Genomic DNA, 20,955 nt, shown 5'->3' with positions numbered 1-20,955 from the left:
CGTATGATCGATAGCTTTATAGACACCATAACCAACCGCCTGATACAGCGTTATGATCCGGATAAGATCTACTTATTCGGATCATACGCCAAAGGCGTGCAAACCAGTAAGAGTGATATAGACATACTTGTAATAAAACATAGCGACCTGCCAAAACACTTGCGGGGACTGGATATCCGGCGCACGTTCTATTCTTCTGTAACAAGAGTGGACTGTTTATTCTATACACCGGAAGAGGTTGCAAATGAGCTGCGCACACCGCATTCATTCATTGCAGTTATTTTAAGATCAGGAAAAGTTTTGTACGAAAAAAAGTTGTGAGTAATAATAAATGCAGTATCTTTGAATTACTACAAAAGGACAGCATGGTTGCTGTGATAAATACCCCCCAAAGGTTCTTATTTCAAAGGGTTCAAATCCCTGAAGTCCTCAGCTTTTGACAAACAAACAAGACAAGCATTTTTAATTTTATTGCATTTTTTTTCATTTTATTTTAGTTGTACACATTCGTCCCCGTTCTTCACAAGAGTGCGGGGGCTTTTTTTTGCGGTCATCATAATGTAAGTGATTTGCTTTACTGTTCTACCGTAACCGCATCATGCGCCTCAGTCTCAATACTCTTAATCGCAGCATTCCTGTCTGCCGGATTAGCGAATAATACACTCTTCGCAATTGCTTTCCCATTCGCGGCTTTTATAACGAAATAGAAATGGTCGTCTGCGGACTTCATTCGCTCAAATTTGTTGTCATCACTTGCTACTGCCTTTAACGCTTCTATGCCTGTATTGCAGGCAGCCTTGGTATGGAATGCTTCGCTGGAAAGGATAACGTCTCCGGTTTCTGCTTTAAGATCAAAGAAGAACTGATGATGCTTACCAGTTCTGATAATAAATTTACACATGGAATTTAGATTTGAATGTTGCTGAATATAACATTTTTCCGGGAAAGTTCGTGGATTTGACTATTTGCCACTGAGGATCCGTCTTGGGTGTAACAGATCTCCGGCATGCCGGATCCCGTTATGTGTATGCATCCTATTGTATAAGAGTCTTCAGCAATTTTATAATGCCAGTAAAAGTATTTCTCAATTTGCATTTATTTTTTTTGTTTTCTATAGAATATTTGTAGTTTTAAATCACGTTCGGAATTGCTACCCCAATAGACAGGCCAACACTGAATACCCCAAATTCTCATTTTATTTAATCAAGGACACCATGACGGAACCCCAATTAACGTCGTTGCTGGAAGGCATTACCGGCCATTTGCAGGCTGCAACACCGGAGCAGGAAAAAGCATTGCAACAGGCCCGCCAGCGCATAGCCGCATCCCTGGCGCATAGCGACGATACCGGTAGTGAGCAGCTCTTTGCCAACTCAGATCTTTATGCCCGGGAAAAGATCAGCGCTGCCAGTCTTGATAACATTGCAGCTATTGCAAAACAGGCATCCCAACAACAAACAGATGATGGTTTACGTGTGTATGTGCGCACCGTACCGGTACGCAGCGCCCAACTGTCGGGCAGTGTGCCGGAATGGGCCGCAGGCGCAAAAGCAGTTGATACCATGGGCCCTTTCCTCAATAATGAAGGCAGGGAAATATGGATCGATGTGTACCGCGTAGTAAAGCTTATTACATTATACATGGGCACACAGCCGGTATTATTGTTCTCCGCATCCGTAGGCCGTGTAGTGCCTATTGGTACTGCTGCCAGCAACTATACCATTGTAGCCGGCAGCATGTGGATCAATGCACGGCTGCTTTCCGCCACCGCACCGGTGGATAGGTTTGTGGGGGTAAAAGTAAAAGGCGGTACGCTGAAACTAAGCCTGGCGCCCACCATGCAGAATGGTAAGATCACCCTGAACCCCAGCACCAGCATGGACTTTGCCCTGCAGCTGGTACAGGATGCAGATGATGGTGCAGCAGGTACATCCGCTTACGGCAGTGATGCGCGTGCAGCTAAATACCAGCTGCCGGATACCTGGAACTTTACCTGGAACGGCAATACAAAACGTATTTCCACCATGACCATCGGCAGCGCCGTATGCGAGCTGTATGGCAGCTCCCTTAAATTTGATTACCAGCCCGTACCTAACCCGGCCCTCATTTATAATGATACCTTTCATCAAATACTGGTACCCTGGAAATCCAGTGTAGCAGAGCTTTCCATTAAATCAAGCAAAAGCCCCTTTGTTACTTTTTCCGGTACAGCGCCTGTCTTAAATAGTTACTGGAGCCTGGCGGCAGCAGTACTGGATGTAAATAACCCGCTGGAAGCAGAAGGCAACGGCGGCCTGTTATTACAATGTGATGCAGGCCTGCGTGCCGTATGGACCAACCTGCAGGAAGAAGATGTTCGTTTGACCCAGCCCGTTATAGCAGGCACGCCGGGCGCAATTGTGATCATTGACCTCTTATCCGATATTACCGGGGCATCGCAGCACCTGGATCTCTGGAAAGATGCACAGCACCCGCGCCGTTCTTCCGTAGACCTCACATTCACCGCTAATTCCCCTTTCTTTTACAGCAGTAACAGCCCGCAGGCGCAGGAGTTTGTGAGCACGGTATGTAACAGTGATTTTAAAACAGACCGGCCGGTAAAGGTGAACGGGGAAGTGTTTGATATCCGTTCCCGCTCATCGCTGCTGATGCTGGGCGCCAGCGATACCCGCCGTTTAATTTATTTGTATGATGATAACATTATTGCCGATAATACCATTACCACCGCAACCGCAGCGCCGGTTATAAAACCGGTGGCCATTGCGCTGGAAAATGCTGTGTTCACTGTATCCCCGGTGAATGCATGTTTGTTATTCGGTGAATGTAATGAAACCTGGCAGCAGGTAACCCGTGCCAACTTTTTTTTGGCGTTTGTGCTATACCGTTACCTACCTACCTTACCCGATCCTTACGTGGGCAACCTGCGCACCTGGGAGCGTTTATTTGGCCGGGAGGGAGGCACCCGCAGCAACCTGGCAGCCACGCCCATCAGCATGCTGTTATGCGCCGTGAGATACAGTCCCATTGACCAGGAAACAGATGATGTGAATACCGGTTTCCACTTTGGCGCATTGCCCCCTGGCGATATTGCCAACCTGCCCGGTACCCCGGCAACAGTGCCCACACCAACGCCCGCGCCGGCTGTGAGCAACAATATACTTACACGCAGCGCCGCGCTAACGCGTAATGCCAAACTAACTGTTACGCCGCGGGCATTGAAGTCCTTTGGCGCCGTAAGCACTGCCGTAAAAATTAATGCCGCCTCTTTAGAAAAAACAAGCGCAGAAAATAATGCTTTCCTGGAAAAGCTAACCCTGCGCCCGGACTTTACAGCTACCATACCAGACCAGCAGCAACCTGCATTAGATACCACACTGGACGGACAAGCCTTACAGGGGCAGATCGCAGAAGCCAACAAGGGATATACCTACGGCAACCTGTGGGACAATGCCATTGTAGGCAACCGCCTGAATGCAGAGCCCTTTGCCCTGCTGGATGTGAGCAGCAACGCCAATCAGTTAGGCATCAGCGTTAGCGGGCAAATGATCATTGTAAGAACAGGTACCGTGGTGCCGGGCACACCAGGCATTGCCGGTGGCGCTGCTGTGAATGAAGCCGCGGTAGTGGCCACCAATACCGGTTTCCCATTCATTGTGGAAGGTATGCAGGTAAAAACACCCGGTGTGCTGGTGCGTTCCTTTACACTGCCGCAATTTGCCTGGGAGCCGGTTATTAACCTTACACCGCCGGACCGGGATAACCCGCTGGACAATACCTCGCCCAAGCTGCCCATGGATCCCGAAGCAGGGTTTATGTACTTCCCGGATGATGGCGGTCCTACCCGCATCTGGAACAACAATCCCAAACCCGTGGCCCTGGCGCCTATACCGGTAGTAAATTCTTTGCTGGATGAGTTTAAGAATAACCCGCAGAATTTCACGGTATCCGCCTTTACGCTGCCATTTGGTTTAAAAGCGATCAACTATGTATCCAAACACTTTATAGAGCCGAAAAAGCCGGATATGGCCAATATACGGCCCGTATTCCGCAAGCAGGCAGATGGCACCTACAAGCTGCAGGGCGGCATACAGCTGCGCATGACAGCAGGCACCTTTGGTAAAACCGATCCGGAGCTGGGCAATGATTCGCCGATGTTCCCCGGTTATGTAGTGCAGCTGAATAACCTGTTAAACGTTGTCGGCCAGCCTACTATTGGCAGTAACCTGGGGCACCGTGTAACGGAAATATTCAACAATGAATTTCTGACGGGTGTGCTCAGCTTATCCAACCTGGTAAAAGATTCCAGGGGCGTGCCTGTAAGCCGTATAGATATTACCGGTTACGGCGCCAGCATGTTCAGCAACTGGTTAAGCCCTTCCGCCGCCATGGCCCAAACCAGCCAGGCGCGCTTTGATGTGATGCTGGGCCGTACTGCGCATGAGGTGATACAGGTAAGAAGCATTTTGTACCCCTGGGGCATCCGCGTAGTGCGCACCATTACGCTGTTCCGCACCGGTACCGGTTATGTGTACCGCACAGACAGCGGCTGGAAAGCAGAGAGCGACGGTAAGTTTGATTTCTCTTACCGTTATAAAAAGAAAGGGGTGGACCCATACACCACCAACCCCAATGATTTTGTAACAGAGCATGAGCCTTATGAGTTTCATCCCGGCATTATTAAAGGCCTGTTCAATGTGCGCAACATCAAGGATGCGCCTTCTGTAGCAGAATACACAGATACCAATGATATAGCCATTGGCGCCGATTACCTCAACGGTATCAAAGGCCAGATCTATACCAATACCACCGGCAATGCCCTGCATGAACCCGTGAAATGCGGCGGCGTATATTTTGATGCGGATGTGGAAATAGAAAATGTAGTGCAGGGACATATTGAGCACCGCGTGGTATCTAAAAAAATATTGGGTTATGTGCAGGTAGCGCCTGCCGGCAAACCCCTGACCGTAGACCAGCTGCGGGCCCTGCTGGCTTTGCAGAACGACAGCATTGGCGGCGACCTGGATTGCGTGGTAGATATTAACAACAGCGATCAGCAGATGCGGCTGAACCGCTTTGATGTGAACCCGTCTGTAGATGCCGGCGGTAACAAGGTATTTGTAGTAGCCGCGCGTGGTAATGTGTTCCTGCCAAAAGATGGCAGCTGGGCCATGATAACGCATAATGCCGGCACAGGCGATGTTACGCCGCTGCCTACCGGCACCACGGTACCGCTTATACGTACCGGTAAATGGAAAAAAGATGTAGTGGTGGATCCTGCAGTAGTAACCAGCCAGCTATTACGCATAGCGCATCCGCTGGAAATACTGCGTGCACCCGGCAGCAGCACTATTAACTTTGGTTACCTGCAAAGCACGGCCACGCAAAAAGCATTGTTCCTTACACCATCTTATGGCAAGCTGCAAAAAATGCTGTTAAGTAAAACACCGCCCATTTTTGCAGATGCTTACCGCCTGATGACCGGCAACGGCATTTTCCCCAACATCGGCAATGCCATAGATAATTTCGGCAAGGCCATGCCTATGCTGAATGGTATAGACAGCGCCGGTAATGCAGCCGTAGCTTTTGTTACCAATGCGTTATCAGACGGGGGTACACAGGTGCTGGAGCTGTTAAAGGTAGAAGCGGAAAAAGTAGGCGAATCCGTAGTGAACCAGGGCATGAACATGTTGCAGAAAGGCATTGACGGCCTGGTGGATAAAGCCATGAACTTTGACGTACCACCGTTTGATATACCGCTGGTAGATACGGAGGCCCTGCGTATTTACATTCATTACGCCACCACCAAGAAAAAAACACATCCCCAGCCCGATAGCGCTTATGGCGATGGCAAGCTGAATTTTGATGTAGATTCCTTTGCCAGCGATATGGGCAATCAATGGAAGAGCCGTTTAAACAACCTCTCCATGATCGTGGACCTGGGCGATATGAAAAAGCTGATGACCATCAAAGGAAACTTTGATGCCAGCAAAAACAAGGAAAGCGGTTATGAAGGCGGGGATAGCGGCATAGGCCTGCCGGTGCCGGAAATAGAGTTCAGTGATGCGCTGCAGCCGGTAGTAGACATACTGGAAGTGCTTGCGCAGCTGAGCCAGGGCAATTATGCAGAAGCCATGAAACGCGGGCTTAAGATTGCCATGAGCAACAGCGGTGAAATATGGGAATATAAATTTGAAGCCACCAAAGATATTCCGCTGGTGCGCTTTCCGTCAACAGACGACCTGTATAACAGTGCGCAAACACCTTTGAAGCTGGAAGCCTCTTTAGGTGTGGGTGTGTATTTCAACGCCGCATTAAAGGTTACTACTGATCCCGGGCAGCTGTTGCCCACAGCAGGCGCTTTCCTGAAATTCCATGGCGGCCTCAGTGTAATGTGTATGTCCGTAGGCGTGGGTTCTATTTTTGCCCAGGGCTCTGTGGATGTAAAGATAGCCTGCGATACCAAAGTAGGCCCCAACCTTACGCTGGCTTTTGCTTTTGGCGTGCAAATAGTAGTAAGCCTGCCGGTGGTAGGCCATGCCAGCGTAACCTTTATGGTAGGTGTTGAAATGTATGCAGATAAGGATAAGGTAGTGATCACCGCCATGATGCTGTTCCGCGGAAACGCAGATCTGCTGGGCGGCCTGGTATGTGTAACCATCAGCATAGAAGCCAAAGGCATTGTAGAAAAGACCGGCAATAAAACAGAAACCTCCGCACAGGTAACCTTTGCGCTTGACATCAGCATTTTCCTCATCATCGATATCAGCTTTTCAAAAACCTGGGGTGAAGACCGGCAGATCGCATAAGCGCCGCCATATCACCTCCTAATCATTCATTACAAAAACAGCACACATGGAAGCTAAGAGAAGATATACAGTAATGGTGTTTCCCCAGGGATTTGACGGGAAAAAATTAACCCTGAACATTGTATTGATCCCCCGCAACCAGGACCCGTTCACCCCATATGCCACCGGCTTACCAGCCCCGGATGATAACGCCACACCCTTTGCCGACCTGGTACCGCAGTTCGAAATAGGCGTGGTGAAAGGGCTGGATGAGTGGCCTTTGAGCAATGCCACCGCAGCAGGCCGTGTGCCGGTGAAAATACCGGTAGCCATCGCCGCAGCGGCCAATAAAAAAGCATTGCTGCAGGCTATTGCAGCTGACCTGGGCGCAAAAATAAATGTAGACAATACCACCGATAAAGCAGAAGCAGTGATCCCCGAATCAACCAGCGTGCGTAAGTACCTGCCGCTAAGCTACCGGGAATCATTCAACTTCACCAGTCCCCGCCATCCCAATGCCCGTACGGACGACAGCTACCACTGCGCCATCCGTAAAGACACCAAGAAGAAACCTGGCTGGGCTACTAAAGATGATCTGAGCTGGGGACAGGTGTTTGCCCACATCCTGCGCCAGCCCCTGCTGGCAAGAGCCTGTGGCATGATCTATCAAACAGAGGTATCTGTGGAAGATAATGCCGCGCTGTTTGAAAAAGGTTGTTACCTGTATGCCGACCTGGTAAATGCCGACTATGTACCCATTCAGAATGCATTGCTGGAAGATGCAGACGGTCCTTTTGTAAAACGCTATGCCGCCCGCATTCCCAAGCTGAAGGTAGATACGCCCCGGCCCGTATTTGCGCCGTTATTATTCCCGGTGCTGTACCGCAAAACTATTGATGCAGTAGACCCTGAGCCCAAAGGAGAGTGGGACAAAATTTTTGCAGAGCTGAATGAATACAATGATGGTTTTGCCAAGATCGTGCATGTAACACAACCGGTGAGCAGCAACCTGCTAAGCGAACAGCAGGACGGTGCACACCCGGTAAAGGATGCAGGCATACGCCTGGCCTGGGACGATGAGCAGATCCTGATCTGGTACATCCGCCAGCTGGCCCAGAACCCGCTGGAGCCGGGCAAAAGGGTAGATGCGCCTTTAGGCGTTTTCGGTTACCGGATAGATGTGAAACAGGAAGGCGTGGATGCCTGGAACAGTCTGAACCTGGTGAGAAGCAAACAATCCTATAGTATAGGCGGCGCCGGTGTAGGCAATGCAGCCAATGAAGAAGTGGAGCTGCCCTTCCAGGTATTTCCTACTCAGCCTGATAACAATACTGCCGGTGCTTACTGGCTGCCTATGTATTTCACTAACTGGATAGGCAAAAGCCTGGTGCTGAAAGATCATGACGCAGTGCTCATTTACCAGAATGAGCAAGGCGTAATAAAAGATGATGGTGGTGAGATAATAGCGCAGCAAAATGTGCCGCCGGATAATTTGTTTGATGAAGTAGCTACCGCCGCCAAACTCTTATACGGCAATACCTACGAGTTCCGCGTGCGTATGCAGGACATTAGCGGCGGCGGCCCGGCCATAGGAGAGGAGCTGTTTAACAACGCAGCATCGCCAACGGCTAAACGCCTTTTTAAAAGATACATAGCGCCCGGCCTTTGCCGTATGGATAAACCCGCGCAGCTGATCAGCACACAGGTTGATTATTTCAATGAATCTGTTGATGAAGCTAAGGTACATACTTTTGATGCCAGCCCGGTATTGCACATACGCCGCCCGCTGCTGAACTATCCCGCAGTAGTATTTACCGGTAAATACCAGGCCGCCGGGCAGGACCCCGTGCAGCTGCTTATACAATCCAATGCAGCGCAGGGCGAAAGTAAAACCCCTGCCATTGCCGATCCGGATGTAGTAAAGGCAGAGATAAAGGTAGAAGTGGAAACCCTTCGCCTGGACAATCTTTTAAGCGACAGCGGTGAAGAGAACTATGTAACCTTGTACCGCACCACGCGCGCTTTTCCCGCCGGCTTTGACGATGAATTAACACTGCCTGTTGTTTTCCATGATATAACTTCCCTGAACCTGGGTAACCTGGATGATCCGTTTAATGACGCTACGCTGAATAAGCCGGCCATTGATGCCATGACGGATATTCCCTTACCCACAGCAAGGCGTATACGCGTAACCGTACGTGGCGTATGCGAAGGGGACAGCACTTATTATGGCTTTATTAATGATGCTAATCCCGACCTGGACAGCCGTTACGGCAAAACCACGCAGTTCCGTTTTTACAAGGAATCCGGCACAGAAGCAAATCTGCTGCTGCCCAAAGCCAATGTAACACCGGTACAGGGTGTGTACCTGCAGCCTGATCCGCCTTATGTGAATGATGGCACCATTGCTTCCCTGTTCTTTATCCGTGAAAGTGTGGACCGTATGCCGGATATGGTGCAGCGCCTGGCGCAGCAGCTGGGCGTGGTATCCCGCAATCTTACGCTGGTAGGCAAAAAAGGAGAGCGGGTTGTATTTGGCTGTAATAACAAGATCCGCCACCACCTGGCGCCGGATCATAGCAGCATTACGTTCTCATCTAAAGGGGATCTGTCTAACCACTGGATAGGCTGCGTGGTGTACCGCCTTAACCGCGACTGGAGCTGGGATGCCATGCAGGATGCAGGGTTTACCATTAGCCGTAAAAAGAAGTTCAAGCATGATACGGATGCAGAAGCTGAAGTGCTGGATGTGCTGGGCGATATAGAGATGAAACACTACGCCTCCTTTGAATCCCTGATCCCGGATGAGTTTGGGATTGTGAACCGCAACAGCACCACGCTGGTGTTTATTGATGCTATTGAACCTAAAACCGCGCTTAAACAATCCAACGGGCAGCTGCGCTTCCCGGATGAGCTGCAGGTAACGTATACCATTACGCCCAACTTTAAACCTAACCACGGCGCACCTGCCACCTTTGTGCAGGAACAGCTGGACCTGCCGGCAACCGTGATACCGGCACAGGTGCCAAAGATCGCCAGTGTGGGTATAGCATTTTCACCTTACCGTAAAAATGAAAAATACAGCGCCACAGAACCGCGGCAGCGTTATTTGTGGGTAGAGCTGGAAGAACCGGTTGCAGACCCCCATGATACGGTATTCTGCCGCCTGCTGCAATATACGCCGGACCAGATGCTGAGCAACAACATAGGTATTGCCAATGACGTAACGGAAGATCCGCCGCTGCCCGTTGACCCGGAATATACCCGCAGCATTACGCCTAACCAAACAGATGATATGGCCGGCCTGAGCGCCATGCAGGCAATGGAAAAAGCCAGCGATAATGACCAGGTACACTACCTGTTGCCACTGCCCCCGGGCCTGCATGCAGAAAGCGCTGAGCTGTTCGGCTTCTTTACATACGAGTTTCGTATGGGACACGGGCATTGGAGTAATGCGGAAGATGATAAGGAAAACCTGTGGAGCACTGCCCAGGGCCGCTTTGGCCGCCCATTGCGTGTAACGGGTATACAACACCCTGCGCCTACTTTGCTGTGCAATGTAGACCGTGATAAGGATCGTGTGTATGTAAATGCGCCTTATGCAAAAGCAGTGTGGAAAGGTAAAGACGTAACCCCGGACCCGCCCCGTACGCAAATGCACGCTGTATTATATGCACAGGTAAAACAAGCCGATGGACTGGCATACCGCAATATTCTGCTGGATGAAAAGCTGATGCAGCTATCACTGCCGCCGGTAGTGAAAATACCTGACCGCGATTTTGGCCTGTTGTACAACGTCGGCCGCCAGGAGCTGAACCGCTGGACAGTAGAGCAAACCGATGAACCTGCGCGTGCAGGTGTGCTGCTTACTAACCTCACCATGCTGAATGAAGTGAATACCCTGCGCTTAGATCCCGTAACTCAGCGTAAGCTGGACCAGGTGATCCAGGAACGTGCAGCAGGTAAAGTAGTTGACCTCGACCGGGATACCTCCCGCAAGCTATTAAAGGCTTATGATGCGCTGCAGGATGCGCCGTTGAAAGTAACGCCGCTGGCCGCACAAAGCTTTACCACAGCTTCACTGGTTGCTGGCGCGCTGGTCGCTATTTTTAAAGACCAGGTAAAAACAGCCACCATCACCTGGGAAAATAAGGAAATAGCTGCGCTGCTCATAGGCCTGGGCCTGCCGGAAGATTCGCCATTAAGTGTGCTTACGGTAGAAGTGTTTGGCAACATCACCAGCCTGTATGAGCATATTGGGTTATCTCTGCCGGAGATCAAGAAGCTAACGGCCAATAACCCGCAGGTATATGCCGCTATTGAATCCCGGCAGCTGCAAAGCCAGTATGCGCTAACAAATGCGCTGGGTAAGTACAGGATCTTGCGTACATCGCCGTTAACGGAGGTGCCGTTTGTGTGCTGCCCTACGTGTGCGGATTAATTATATAATTATGCGTGTGCCACGCCTCAAAGGTGTGGCACACATTTATTGCATGCTCTTAACAGTGGTCCGGCACTGGTATGTCATTCACTGCCACCAGCTTATCCAGCCTTATTACCAGTCCGTTATCCAGCCGCATATACTCCACCTTAAGCGCGGTATACACATCTTCAATAATAGCTGAAACTTCCTTTTGCTGCTCATTTTCATCCCGGTACAGGATGCAGCAAACGGTACGCAGGGTAGCCCAGGCTTCCAGGCGGTCGTAGTAGTTGCAATCAATGGGCTGGTATGGTAGTTCCGGTGTTTGCATAAGTTACTTTTAAAGTTAAAGGTTGTGAACCGGTTTTACAAATAAAGGGTAGAATTGCTATCTTAACAAATGATGAATAACGATCACACCAGGATAATTCACAGAAGAACGCCGGAATCGGCGGCCATGGTAGCAAGCGTTAAACGGGCAATGGCAATCACCGCCAAACTTAACCGTTTAACGTACGATGATGCTGATGAAATACGGGCTTTGTTCAGCGAACTTATTGGCAGAAAGGTAGACGACAACTTTTCATTGATCCCACCATTCTATACTGCCGGCGGAGCCGAGATCCGCGTCGGGCATAATGTATTCATAAACCAGAACTGCACTTTTTATGACCTTGGCGGCCTCGATATCGGGGACGATGTGATGATCGGGCCGAATGTAAACATCATCACAACAGGCCATCCCCTTGATCCTGCACAACGGCGCGCTGTTACAATCGGAAAGCCCATCGTGATTGAGAGAAATGTCTGGATCGCAGCCGGCGCAACGATCATTGGCGGCGTAACTGTTGGCGAAAACTCAATAGTGGCTGCGGGTGCTGTAGTTACCCGGGATGTTCCTTCAAATACCCTTGTTGGCGGAAATCCTGCGCGGATCATTCGTGCCATTGGCAATGAATAAAGATCTCTTGTAGATATTTGCCTCAGTCAAATAATTTATTTGACAAAGTCAAATATTATCCGGAAATTAGCTTTCCAATTCAAGTGATCTATGTCAGCCATTATGGAAAAGGTTAAAACCATCCGGCAGTTCAACCGTTTTTATACCCGGCAGATCGGCCTGCTGGACCAGCACATCCTGGACAGCAATTTCTCTTTATCAGAAGTACGGGTATTATATGAAATAGGCAATACAGACAACTGTACGGCCGGCCATCTGACAGAAAGCCTGGTAATAGACGGTGGTTACCTGAGCCGCATTTTAAAAGTTTTTGAAAGAGATAAGATCATGAGCCGCCGTCAGTCTGCTACAGACGGGCGTACCTGGTATTTACAGCTCACGGCTAAAGGTAAAAAGCTGCTGCAAACCCTGGAGGCACGCTCTAACCAGCAAATAGCCGATGTGCTGCAGCCGCTTGCAGCCGGTCAGCAACAAGCCGTAATAGAAAGCATGGAAACTATTCAGCAGGTTTTGTCTGAACCGCAGCCGCTCCGCTTATCGGATCTTGTTTTCCGGCATGAATTATTACCCGGTGATGTGGGATATCTTATTTATTTGCATGGTGAAATATATGCCAAAGAAACCGGCTACAACCTGGAGTTTGAAGGTTATGTATGCAAAACGTTTTACGACTTCCTGCAAAACTATCATCCTTCCAAAGACCGTGTATTCCTGGCTACTTATAAGAACCGCATTGTAGGCGCAGCGGCCATTTTAGGACATTCCAAAGAGCTGGGTCAGCTGCGCTGGCTGCTGGTGCATCCGGATATGCGGGGTATCGGTTTGGGTAAAAAGCTGGTGGATGATGCCATGGCCTTTTGCCGTGAGCAGCAGTACAAAAAGGTATACCTGCTCACTACTGATCAGCAAACCACAGCGGCCAAATTATATACACAACACGGCTTTATTAAAACAGAAGAAGTGCCGCAGGAGATGTGGGGCCACCGTTTAAGCGAAGTACGCTACGAATTAATAATGAAGAATGAATAATAATAATCGGAGTGAAGTTATTTCAATTAAAGTAAGTTATGCAGGTTTATGAAAAGGTAATCTATTTCTCAGCCATGAGATGTAATTTTCCAATGGATCCCAAATTTATCAGTAACTACCCCATAACAAGGGCTCCAGAAGGTTTGGGCAATAGGCACTATTTTGTTCCCGCCGGCCGATAGTTCATTGTATATCCGGATAGCCTCTTTGGAGGTATCTACAACCGTTCTTTCATCAATTTGCAGCGTAGCATGCATCACATTTTCGTCGGGTGCGTTTGGAAAAAAACTTCCTTGCTTCCTCCGGTACATCCTTGTAGCGGCCTATGTATAGGCTCTCCCCGCCAAACACTGTTTTGTAATAATTGAACGCTTCTTCACAATTTCCTCTGTAAACTAAATAAGGGTTCACTGAAATCATGGCCTTTTATTTAATAAGTTATATAAAATGTATAACACAATATAATTCCTCAGCGGTGATTTTACAATGACGAATCACCCTCCTGTTTTGGCGCGATTACACCCGCAATATCATTGCCCGTCTGCTGATCTTTGTGATAGAAATAAACACTATTACTTTTAAAAACGATTTCCATGCGAAAATTAAAATTACAGGTACAAATGACCCTTGACGGGTTTGTAGCCGGGCCGGATGGCCAGCTGGACTGGATGTGGATATCCGGCAAAAGGGATGAATCCCTTATGCAGTACGTAATTGATCTGGCTGACAGTTGCGATATCATTTTGCTGGGACGCAAGATGACCCGGGAATTCATCGATCACTGGGAAAATGTAGTTGACAACCAGCCTGACAGCCCGGACCAATCTTTGGCGCAACGGATGGTAAATATGCGTAAGATTGCTTTCAGCCGCACACAAACAGCCATCGCCGGCAGGAACTTAGCAGTGGAAAACGGAGTCCTGGCTACTGCAATACAGGCGCTGAAAAAAGAACCGGGCAAGGATATTATGGTTTATGGCGGCGCCAATTTTGCAAGCTCGCTGATCAGCCTGAACCTTATTGATGAATATTATATTTTCAGTAACCCGGTTGCAATCGGGGACGGACTTTCAATTTTTAAGGAGAGAAAAATTCTGGAATTAGAAAGTTCAACCACTTACAAGAATGGTAAAATACTCAATAAATACCTGCCCGTGCCCCTTTAGGCAGTTAATTATTAATTAAGCGGAGCGGCATACTTCTCCAACAAAACTATCTGCCCTAAATGATAAGCCGAATGCTCAATCACGCCATGAAAATAATAAGCGGCAGGCTGGTTGGTGCCGGGGAAGTTCTCATATAGCTTATCTTCCGGGAATGCGCGGATAGCCGCTACCAGCTGTTCTACAGAATGTTGCAGGCGGTGCCGGGTGGCTTGCCAGTTTTCTTCCCCATGGTTTTCCGGCAGGTAAAAATCAGGCAGGTCGCCGTCCTGTTCGGGTTGTTCATTCTGGATATAGCGGAGTACCCGCTGATTCCAGTAAATAATGTGATTTACCAGCTGCCAGATGTTATTGGACCCGTTAAAGCTCTGTACGGACTGGTGGGCATTTACCCGCTTCAGGTGTTCCGCATAAATAACATCTATCCAGGGAGTACCGTCATACAGGTTTTGCAGCGATTGCGCCAGGAATTGCAGGTGCGACATGTTACATGCAGTTTATAGGTGACCGTCTTTTTAAATTTAAATTATTTCAGCTGATCCATCAAATATCATTCCGGCATCCTTCCTTTTTTCATCATGTCTGTATTCTTCGTTACATTTAGCAAAATAAACAGAGCTATGGATCAACAACAGTTGGAGATCAACCGGAATGAAGATGCCATGCGCATGGCCGTTAGCACATTAAAGCAGCGCCTGGCAGTGATTGAGCAGGGAGGTGGTAAAAAGAACCTGGAAAAAGTAAAACAAAGAGGTAAGCTAACCCCACGGGAGCGTATTGCTTACCTGGCAGATAAAGACACGCCATTTACAGAGATCGGCGCTTTTGCAGCATATGGAATGTACACGGAACATGGAGGCTGCCCCGCCGCAGGCACTGTAGCAGGTATAGGTTATGTAAGCGGCCGCCAGTGCATGATCGTAGCCAATGATATGACGGTAAAAGCAGGGGCCTGGTTTCCGCTTACCGGCAAAAAGAACCTGCGCCTGCAGGAAATAGCTATGGAAAACCGCCTGCCCATTATTTATTTAGTGGATAGCGCCGGTGTATACCTGCCCATGCAGGACGAGATCTTCCCGGATAAAGAACATTTTGGCCGCATTTTTTATAACAACGCCCGCATGAGCGCCATGGGCATTACGCAGATAGCTGCTGTAATGGGCAGCTGTGTAGCTGGTGGTGCATACCTGCCTATTATGAGCGATGAAGTGCTGATGGTAGAAGGCAACGGCTCTATTTTCCTGGCAGGCCCATACCTGGTAAAAGCCGCTATTGGCGAAACCGTTGATGCGGAAACGTTAGGCGGCGCAGTAACCCATACGGAGATCTCCGGTATTGCAGACTATAAGTTCAAAACAGATCAAGAATGCCTGGATCATATCCGCAAGATCATGAGTAAGCTGGGCGCTCCGGCCAATGCAGGCTTTGACCGTATTACCCCCGTAGCCCCGGCCAGGGACATCAGCACCTTATATAGCGTGCTGCCTTCCGATAGCACCAAGCCATACGAAATGCTGGACCTCATTGCCCACCTCACCGATAATTCTGAATTTGAACAGTATAAACAGGATTACGGTAAAAGCATTTTATGCGGTTATGCCCGCATTGATGGATGGGCCGTGGGTATTGTTGCCAATCAGCGTAAGATCATTAAAAACAAACGCGGTGAAATGCAGATGGGTGGCGTGATCTATAATGATAGCGCCGACAAGGCAGCCCGTTTTATCATGAACTGTAACCAGAAGAAAATTCCTTTGGTGTTCCTGCAGGATGTAACCGGTTTTATGGTAGGCAGCCGTAGTGAGCATGCCGGTATTATTAAGGATGGCGCTAAGCTGGTGAATGCAGTAGCCAATTCCGTTGTACCCAAGATCACCATTATAGTAGGTAACTCTTACGGCGCCGGTAACTATGCCATGTGCGGCAAGGCCTATGGCCCACGTTTTATTTATGCATGGCCCAGCGCAAAAATAGCTGTAATGGGAGGGGAGCAGGCAGCCAAAACCCTGCTGCAGATCCAGGTGGCTTCCCTGAAAGCTAAAGGGCAGGAAATAACGCCGGAAGAAGAGAACAAGCTGCTGTCCGCCATCACAGAAAAATATAACAGCCAAACCACACCCTATTATGCTGCTGCCCGTTTATGGGTAGATGAGATCATTGATCCCGCAGATACCCGCCGCGTAATTTCTGAAGGCATCACGGCAGCCAACCAGGCGCCCCTCGAAGATGCTTTTAAGTTAGGCGTGTTCCAGGTGTAATTAATAATGAATGATTAAGAATTAATAATCGTAGGGAAATTGTTCGTGGAATTATGAAGCTCATAGCGTTATGATAATGATTCAGCGGAGTACTTACCTAAATTATTAATTATTCATTCTCAATTATTAATTAATATTGCGCCTTATGTCGGAAATTACCATCTACACAGACGGCGCAGCCCGGGGCAATCCCGGAAAAGGCGGTTATGGCGCCATATTGATGTGGGGCACAATACGCAAGGAGCTTTCACAAGGATACAAACATACTACCAATAACCGTATGGAGCTGATGGGCGTTATTGTGGCCCTGGAAGCGATGAAAAAAGAGGGACAGGATATCACTATATATACAGATAGCCAATACCTGGTGAACAGCATAGAAAAAGGCTGGTTGTGGAACTGGGTGAAGACCGGTTTCAAGGATAAAAAGAACAAAGATCTGTGGATGCGCTTCATCCCTGCCTTCAAAAAACAGAAGGTAAAAATGGTATGGGTAAAAGGCCATGCCAGCAACCCTTATAATAACCGTTGCGATGAATTAGCCACTTATGCCGCGGATAATGGCCCCTGGCTGATAGATGAAGGTTTTGAACAAGGCGCATAAAATAAGTTACGCTAAATAAAAAGGCCTGTACATGCTAACACGTACAGGCCTTTTCTATATTTACGCTGCATTTTAGCATTCAGCGTTCCGCATCATTACTCCGTTGCCGTAATCTTCCCCCTGTAATTCCCATTCACCATCTGCTCATTCCCAAACTGAAGGCTATAATCAAACAGGTACTCATCGCCTTGTTTGCTCACTGTTAGCTTGCCGGACCTGATATCCAGGTTCACAGTGCCGATGCTTTTATCTATCTCGCCTCTTTTGATCTCCCCGTTGTACACATACCCGGCTTCCGAGAAGTATTTCGTACGGTCAAAACCGGTAGAATCTTCCGGGTAAAAAGTATAGGTACGGCCGGAGATAAGGGTGTCTATTTCAAAATAGATCAGGTCTACTTTCCCTGAAGCAGAATCATTGAGCGGAATGCTGGACAGCCACAGCTCGCCCATATCGGTCCTGTAATTCTGTAACAGCCCATAGGTAATGCTAAAGCTTTGACCATTAATGCTAAAGTAATTGGAGGTAGGCATTTTACTATCCTTACCACATGCCATTAACAGCATAGCTATGGCAGCTATGCCCGGGAGGAATTTTTTCATAGGTGCAGGTTTTTCTGATAGTTAAAATTTTAATAATATAAAGTAAGGGTTTTTTCCTTAAAAATTATAATTATATCCCAGTGTAGCGGTCAGATTGCTGTTATTGCCTTTGGGCGTCCAGCGGGTTTGGTGTACCGCATTCATGTTAAAGTTGTGCTTTTTCATGAACAGGTAAGCCGCATTCATGCGCAGGTTCAGCACCTGTCCCTGTTGCTGCCCGTCGTTTGTGCTGGTATTATAGGAGGTGCTGAAACCGCCCGTTACCTTCTTATGAAATAGCTTGGCATTAAGGCCCAGGGTAGGGCCCAGCGTCAGGAAGTCGCTGCGGCCAATAGTATTATAACTTAGGTTAAATGCGCTGGTAAAGCTGATCTGCTGAGGTATCAGCAACAGCGTATAGGCGGTGCTGCTATTATAAAAGCGGGAGCCATTACCTTTCCATAACACCCCGTTCTGAATGTCGGCTGCATCCTGCACACTGAGGTTCATGTTAATGTTATGGCTTTTCGTTTTATTCACCCGCAGGCTGTAATTAAGGTTCAGGCCTGCGTTCTGGGAGATCTGTTTAAAATTCAGGGTATCCATATCCACATAGGGGCCGGTTTGGTTAATATATTCAAACTGCGGTTTTATGTGCGTATAGGTTTGGAAGTTAGAGTAGGTGAAATTGGCGGTGAACTTTTCATTCGGCATATAATTGGCGTTCAGGGAGCTTACCATGCGCGAAGTGGCGCCTGACTTGGTATGGTTCAGATCATCCCGCTGGTAGCCAACGCTGGCGGATATATTGGCCTTATCTTTCAGGAAAGGCTGTGAAAAGTTAACGGTAATATTTTCCAGGTCGTTGTTCATATAATAAGCGCCCAGGGTCTGGTAACCGGGATCCACACGCTCATAACCAATGCCAATGGTGCTTTTGTAGAACGAGTAGTTCATACCGGCCTTAATGGCTTTAAAGAAATAGGTACGGCGCTGGTCATACATAAAAATGCTTCCCAGTATATTGCCGCCGGATGCTTTGGATACGCCGGCATTATCACGTTTGTCCAGCTTCATAGCGCTGTTGGCATATTCCGCAGTGAACTCCAAACCTTTCCGCGGGCGGATCATAGCCGTTAAGCTTACCGCCAGGTTGGCTTTGGGAAAAATGTGTAAGGTATCCGGCAGGTACTGCATCGGGTCTACCTTATCCTCTGCACGTATAAAGCTGAGGCCCAGCGCATATTTCTCCTTCATAAGCCCCAGCTTGGCGCCATAACCCATACGTTTGTAGCTGGGCAGCACGCTGCGGTTGGTGCTGTCATAATCCACGGCGCGTAATAAACGGCCATACATTAGACTTACGCTCCACTCGCTTTCCGGCATAACGTCAATGCCTACCCCGGTAAACTGGTGCCCGTTCAAAGTATAGGGCGAGAACGACATAGATACATCGCCTATATGCGCGGTTACTCCTTTATAGGTAGGGTGCAGGCTTAAACGGTTAGGCATGTTGGGGTAGGCATAACCTGCGCCGGCATTGGTAAGGTTAAAGGAAAAGGGCAGGTTAAGCTGGCCAAACAGGTTCGCATTCAGGTTGCCGTTCAGGAACCAGGTAAAGGGCTGCCGGCTGTATCCGCCGCCGCTGTTCAATACTGTGCTGGCATTCAGGCCGCCGTTCACTTTAATGGGTTTGCCTTTACCAAACATATCACCAATGTGTTCCAGGTCAAAGCTCTGGGCAAATGTGCACATGGGTAATAACAATCCCACACAGAGGGACAGGATGCGGCCCTTATTCATACTTCTGTATTTTAATGTCCGCTAATATGTAGGCGGTGCTGCCTTCCAGTACGTAATCCTTTATTTTAATGGCGCCTTTACGTCCGTCTGCTGTTTGGAACAATATTATGCGGGGCAGCAGGTCGCTGTTGAACTGTATGGTGCCTGTAGCATTGGCCGGTACCTGCAGGGGTTGCAGGGGCGCGTCGTTCAGCATATTGTCAAAATCTGCAACGGTAAATGGCGTAGTACAGTTACACAGCTCCTGTTTGTTAATGAACCGGGTGGCCGTGGCGCCGGGTATGGCCGGGAATGTATAACTGCTGGCCGAATCCGGCGTAATGAATTTGTTAAAGGTGAAGCTCCTGTTCAGCCCAAAGAAAACAATGTCAATTTCTTTACCTGCCGCAGAAAGATCGTCCCCTTTTTTAAACACTTTTCTTAACCGTGTGGAATAAAAGCAGCCAACATCCGTGTGGGCGGTGCTGATGCCCAGCTGCACATCTGTAAGTGTACGCAGCTTAGTATTGGGTTTTACGGTAATATTTTTGGTAACGGTTTGATTGTCTTTATTGTTGCCGTTGGTTAAAGTAATGGTATAGGTACCGGGGTCTTTAAAATATACGGTGGTATTGGAAGATGTATCGCTGGCCAGCACTCCGCCACCGGACGACTGCCATTTTTGAACCAGGTAGCTGCTGCTGCCGCCTTTTAGTATAGCCGTTAGCGGTGCTTCCAGGTCATCGTCCTGGAAAGAGGGCGTTATCTCAAAAGCCGCATGCAGGGCTGGTTTTACAGTAATGGTCTTGCTGATGGAAAATTGTTGTCCGCCATTGCCTACCTGCAGGGTAATGTTATGCGGGCCCGGTGTGGTGAATGTAACCAGGGGAGGGGCTGCTGCATCCGCAGTAGCGGGCGTACCATCTTCAAAGGTCCAGTGGTAAGTGCTGGCGCCTATTGTGCGGTTGGTGAATTTTACCTGCACCGGCGAAAAATCATTCACCTGTATCTCTGCATCAAAAGCTACCTGCACGGCGCTGTCCAGGTGTATATCAATGGTTTTGCTCTGGCGGGTATCATCATTCCAGGCTTCCAGCGTGATCTTATAATTACCGGCCTGTTTAAAGGTAACGCTACCTGGATTCTCATAGTCAGAGGTGCCGGGCTCCCCGCCTTCGAAGGTCCATTTAAAACCGGTAGCGCCCACGCTGCGGTTAGAAAAGTTCACAGTGGCAGGCACGGTGTGCGAGCTGTCTGCCAGCACAAAAGTAAAGTCGGCGGTCAACGGCCGGTCCACTTCTTTATAGCAGGCGCTGAAAAGAAGGGCCAGGAGGAATAGGGTATAGGGTATAGTTCGGATCATAGGTGT

The 20,955-nt window shown here is 48.8% G+C and carries 14 protein-coding genes; 8 read left to right on the top strand and 6 right to left on the bottom strand.

Annotation, left to right across the window (positions count from 1 at the left end):
* Window positions 1-3 precede the first annotated feature (3 nt).
* Window positions 4-321, top strand: coding sequence for a nucleotidyltransferase domain-containing protein (locus KVT36_RS09415; protein ID WP_217603245.1), 318 nt, complete (start codon window positions 4-6; stop codon window positions 319-321).
* Window positions 322-574: 253 nt separating this feature from the next.
* Here the strand turns inward: KVT36_RS09415 and KVT36_RS09410 are convergent, their stop codons facing one another.
* Window positions 575-901 carry a YegP family protein gene (locus KVT36_RS09410; protein ID WP_217603244.1) on the bottom strand — a complete coding sequence of 109 codons (327 nt, stop codon included), beginning with the start codon at window positions 899-901 and terminating at the stop codon, window positions 575-577.
* 313 nt (window positions 902-1,214) lie between these two features.
* On the opposite strand from KVT36_RS09410, the gene KVT36_RS09405 reads away from it, so the two are divergent.
* Complete coding sequence (locus tag KVT36_RS09405) at window positions 1,215-6,806, top strand: hypothetical protein (protein WP_217603243.1); 5,592 nt, start codon at window positions 1,215-1,217, stop codon at window positions 6,804-6,806.
* A gap of 46 nt (window positions 6,807-6,852) precedes the next feature.
* Window positions 6,853-11,226, top strand: coding sequence for a hypothetical protein (locus KVT36_RS09400; RefSeq protein WP_217603242.1), 4,374 nt, complete (start codon window positions 6,853-6,855; stop codon window positions 11,224-11,226).
* A gap of 58 nt (window positions 11,227-11,284) precedes the next feature.
* Here the strand turns inward: KVT36_RS09400 and KVT36_RS09395 are convergent, their stop codons facing one another.
* The gene (locus KVT36_RS09395; protein ID WP_217603241.1) at window positions 11,285-11,539 is read right to left on the bottom strand and encodes a hypothetical protein; all 255 of its coding nucleotides are present in this window, start codon (window positions 11,537-11,539) and stop codon (window positions 11,285-11,287) included.
* Between the two features lie 69 nt (window positions 11,540-11,608).
* Between KVT36_RS09395 and KVT36_RS09390 the strand changes: the two genes are divergently transcribed.
* The 3 genes from KVT36_RS09390 (at window position 11,609) to KVT36_RS09380 (ending at window position 14,364) form a co-directional block, all read left to right on the top strand.
* Entirely contained in the window at window positions 11,609-12,169 is a 561-nt protein-coding gene (locus KVT36_RS09390) for a sugar O-acetyltransferase (RefSeq protein WP_217603240.1), read from the top strand.
* 90 nt (window positions 12,170-12,259) lie between these two features.
* On the top strand, window positions 12,260-13,198 hold the full coding sequence (locus KVT36_RS09385) for a helix-turn-helix domain-containing GNAT family N-acetyltransferase (RefSeq protein WP_217603239.1): 939 nt from the start codon (window positions 12,260-12,262) through the stop codon (window positions 13,196-13,198).
* A gap of 593 nt (window positions 13,199-13,791) precedes the next feature.
* Entirely contained in the window at window positions 13,792-14,364 is a 573-nt protein-coding gene (locus tag KVT36_RS09380; RefSeq protein ID WP_217603238.1) for a dihydrofolate reductase family protein, read from the top strand.
* Between the two features lie 11 nt (window positions 14,365-14,375).
* Here the strand turns inward: KVT36_RS09380 and KVT36_RS09375 are convergent, their stop codons facing one another.
* Complete coding sequence (locus KVT36_RS09375; protein WP_217603237.1) at window positions 14,376-14,846, bottom strand: DinB family protein; 471 nt, start codon at window positions 14,844-14,846, stop codon at window positions 14,376-14,378.
* 135 nt (window positions 14,847-14,981) lie between these two features.
* Between KVT36_RS09375 and KVT36_RS09370 the strand changes: the two genes are divergently transcribed.
* Entirely contained in the window at window positions 14,982-16,619 is a 1,638-nt protein-coding gene (locus KVT36_RS09370) for an acyl-CoA carboxylase subunit beta (RefSeq protein ID WP_217603236.1), read from the top strand.
* Between the two features lie 145 nt (window positions 16,620-16,764).
* Complete coding sequence (rnhA, locus tag KVT36_RS09365; protein WP_217603235.1) at window positions 16,765-17,223, top strand: ribonuclease HI; 459 nt, start codon at window positions 16,765-16,767, stop codon at window positions 17,221-17,223.
* Between the two features lie 95 nt (window positions 17,224-17,318).
* Here the strand turns inward: rnhA and KVT36_RS09360 are convergent, their stop codons facing one another.
* Genes KVT36_RS09360 through KVT36_RS09350 form a run of 3 tightly spaced genes read right to left on the bottom strand, consistent with a single transcriptional unit; the run spans window position 17,319 to window position 20,949 of the window.
* Window positions 17,319-17,825 carry a hypothetical protein gene (locus tag KVT36_RS09360; protein WP_217603234.1) on the bottom strand — a complete coding sequence of 169 codons (507 nt, stop codon included), beginning with the start codon at window positions 17,823-17,825 and terminating at the stop codon, window positions 17,319-17,321.
* Between the two features lie 57 nt (window positions 17,826-17,882).
* Window positions 17,883-19,607 carry a hypothetical protein gene (locus tag KVT36_RS09355; protein ID WP_217603233.1) on the bottom strand — a complete coding sequence of 575 codons (1,725 nt, stop codon included), beginning with the start codon at window positions 19,605-19,607 and terminating at the stop codon, window positions 17,883-17,885.
* Entirely contained in the window at window positions 19,600-20,949 is a 1,350-nt protein-coding gene (locus tag KVT36_RS09350; RefSeq protein WP_217603232.1) for a PKD domain-containing protein, read from the bottom strand. The genes KVT36_RS09355 and KVT36_RS09350 overlap by 8 nt, the downstream gene beginning before the upstream one ends.
* Window positions 20,950-20,955 lie beyond the last annotated feature (6 nt).

The organism is Chitinophaga sp. GbtcB8 (assembly GCF_019091455.1).
GTDB lineage: Bacteria > Bacteroidota > Bacteroidia > Chitinophagales > Chitinophagaceae > Chitinophaga.
This window is presented reverse-complemented; position numbering and strand designations above follow the sequence as displayed.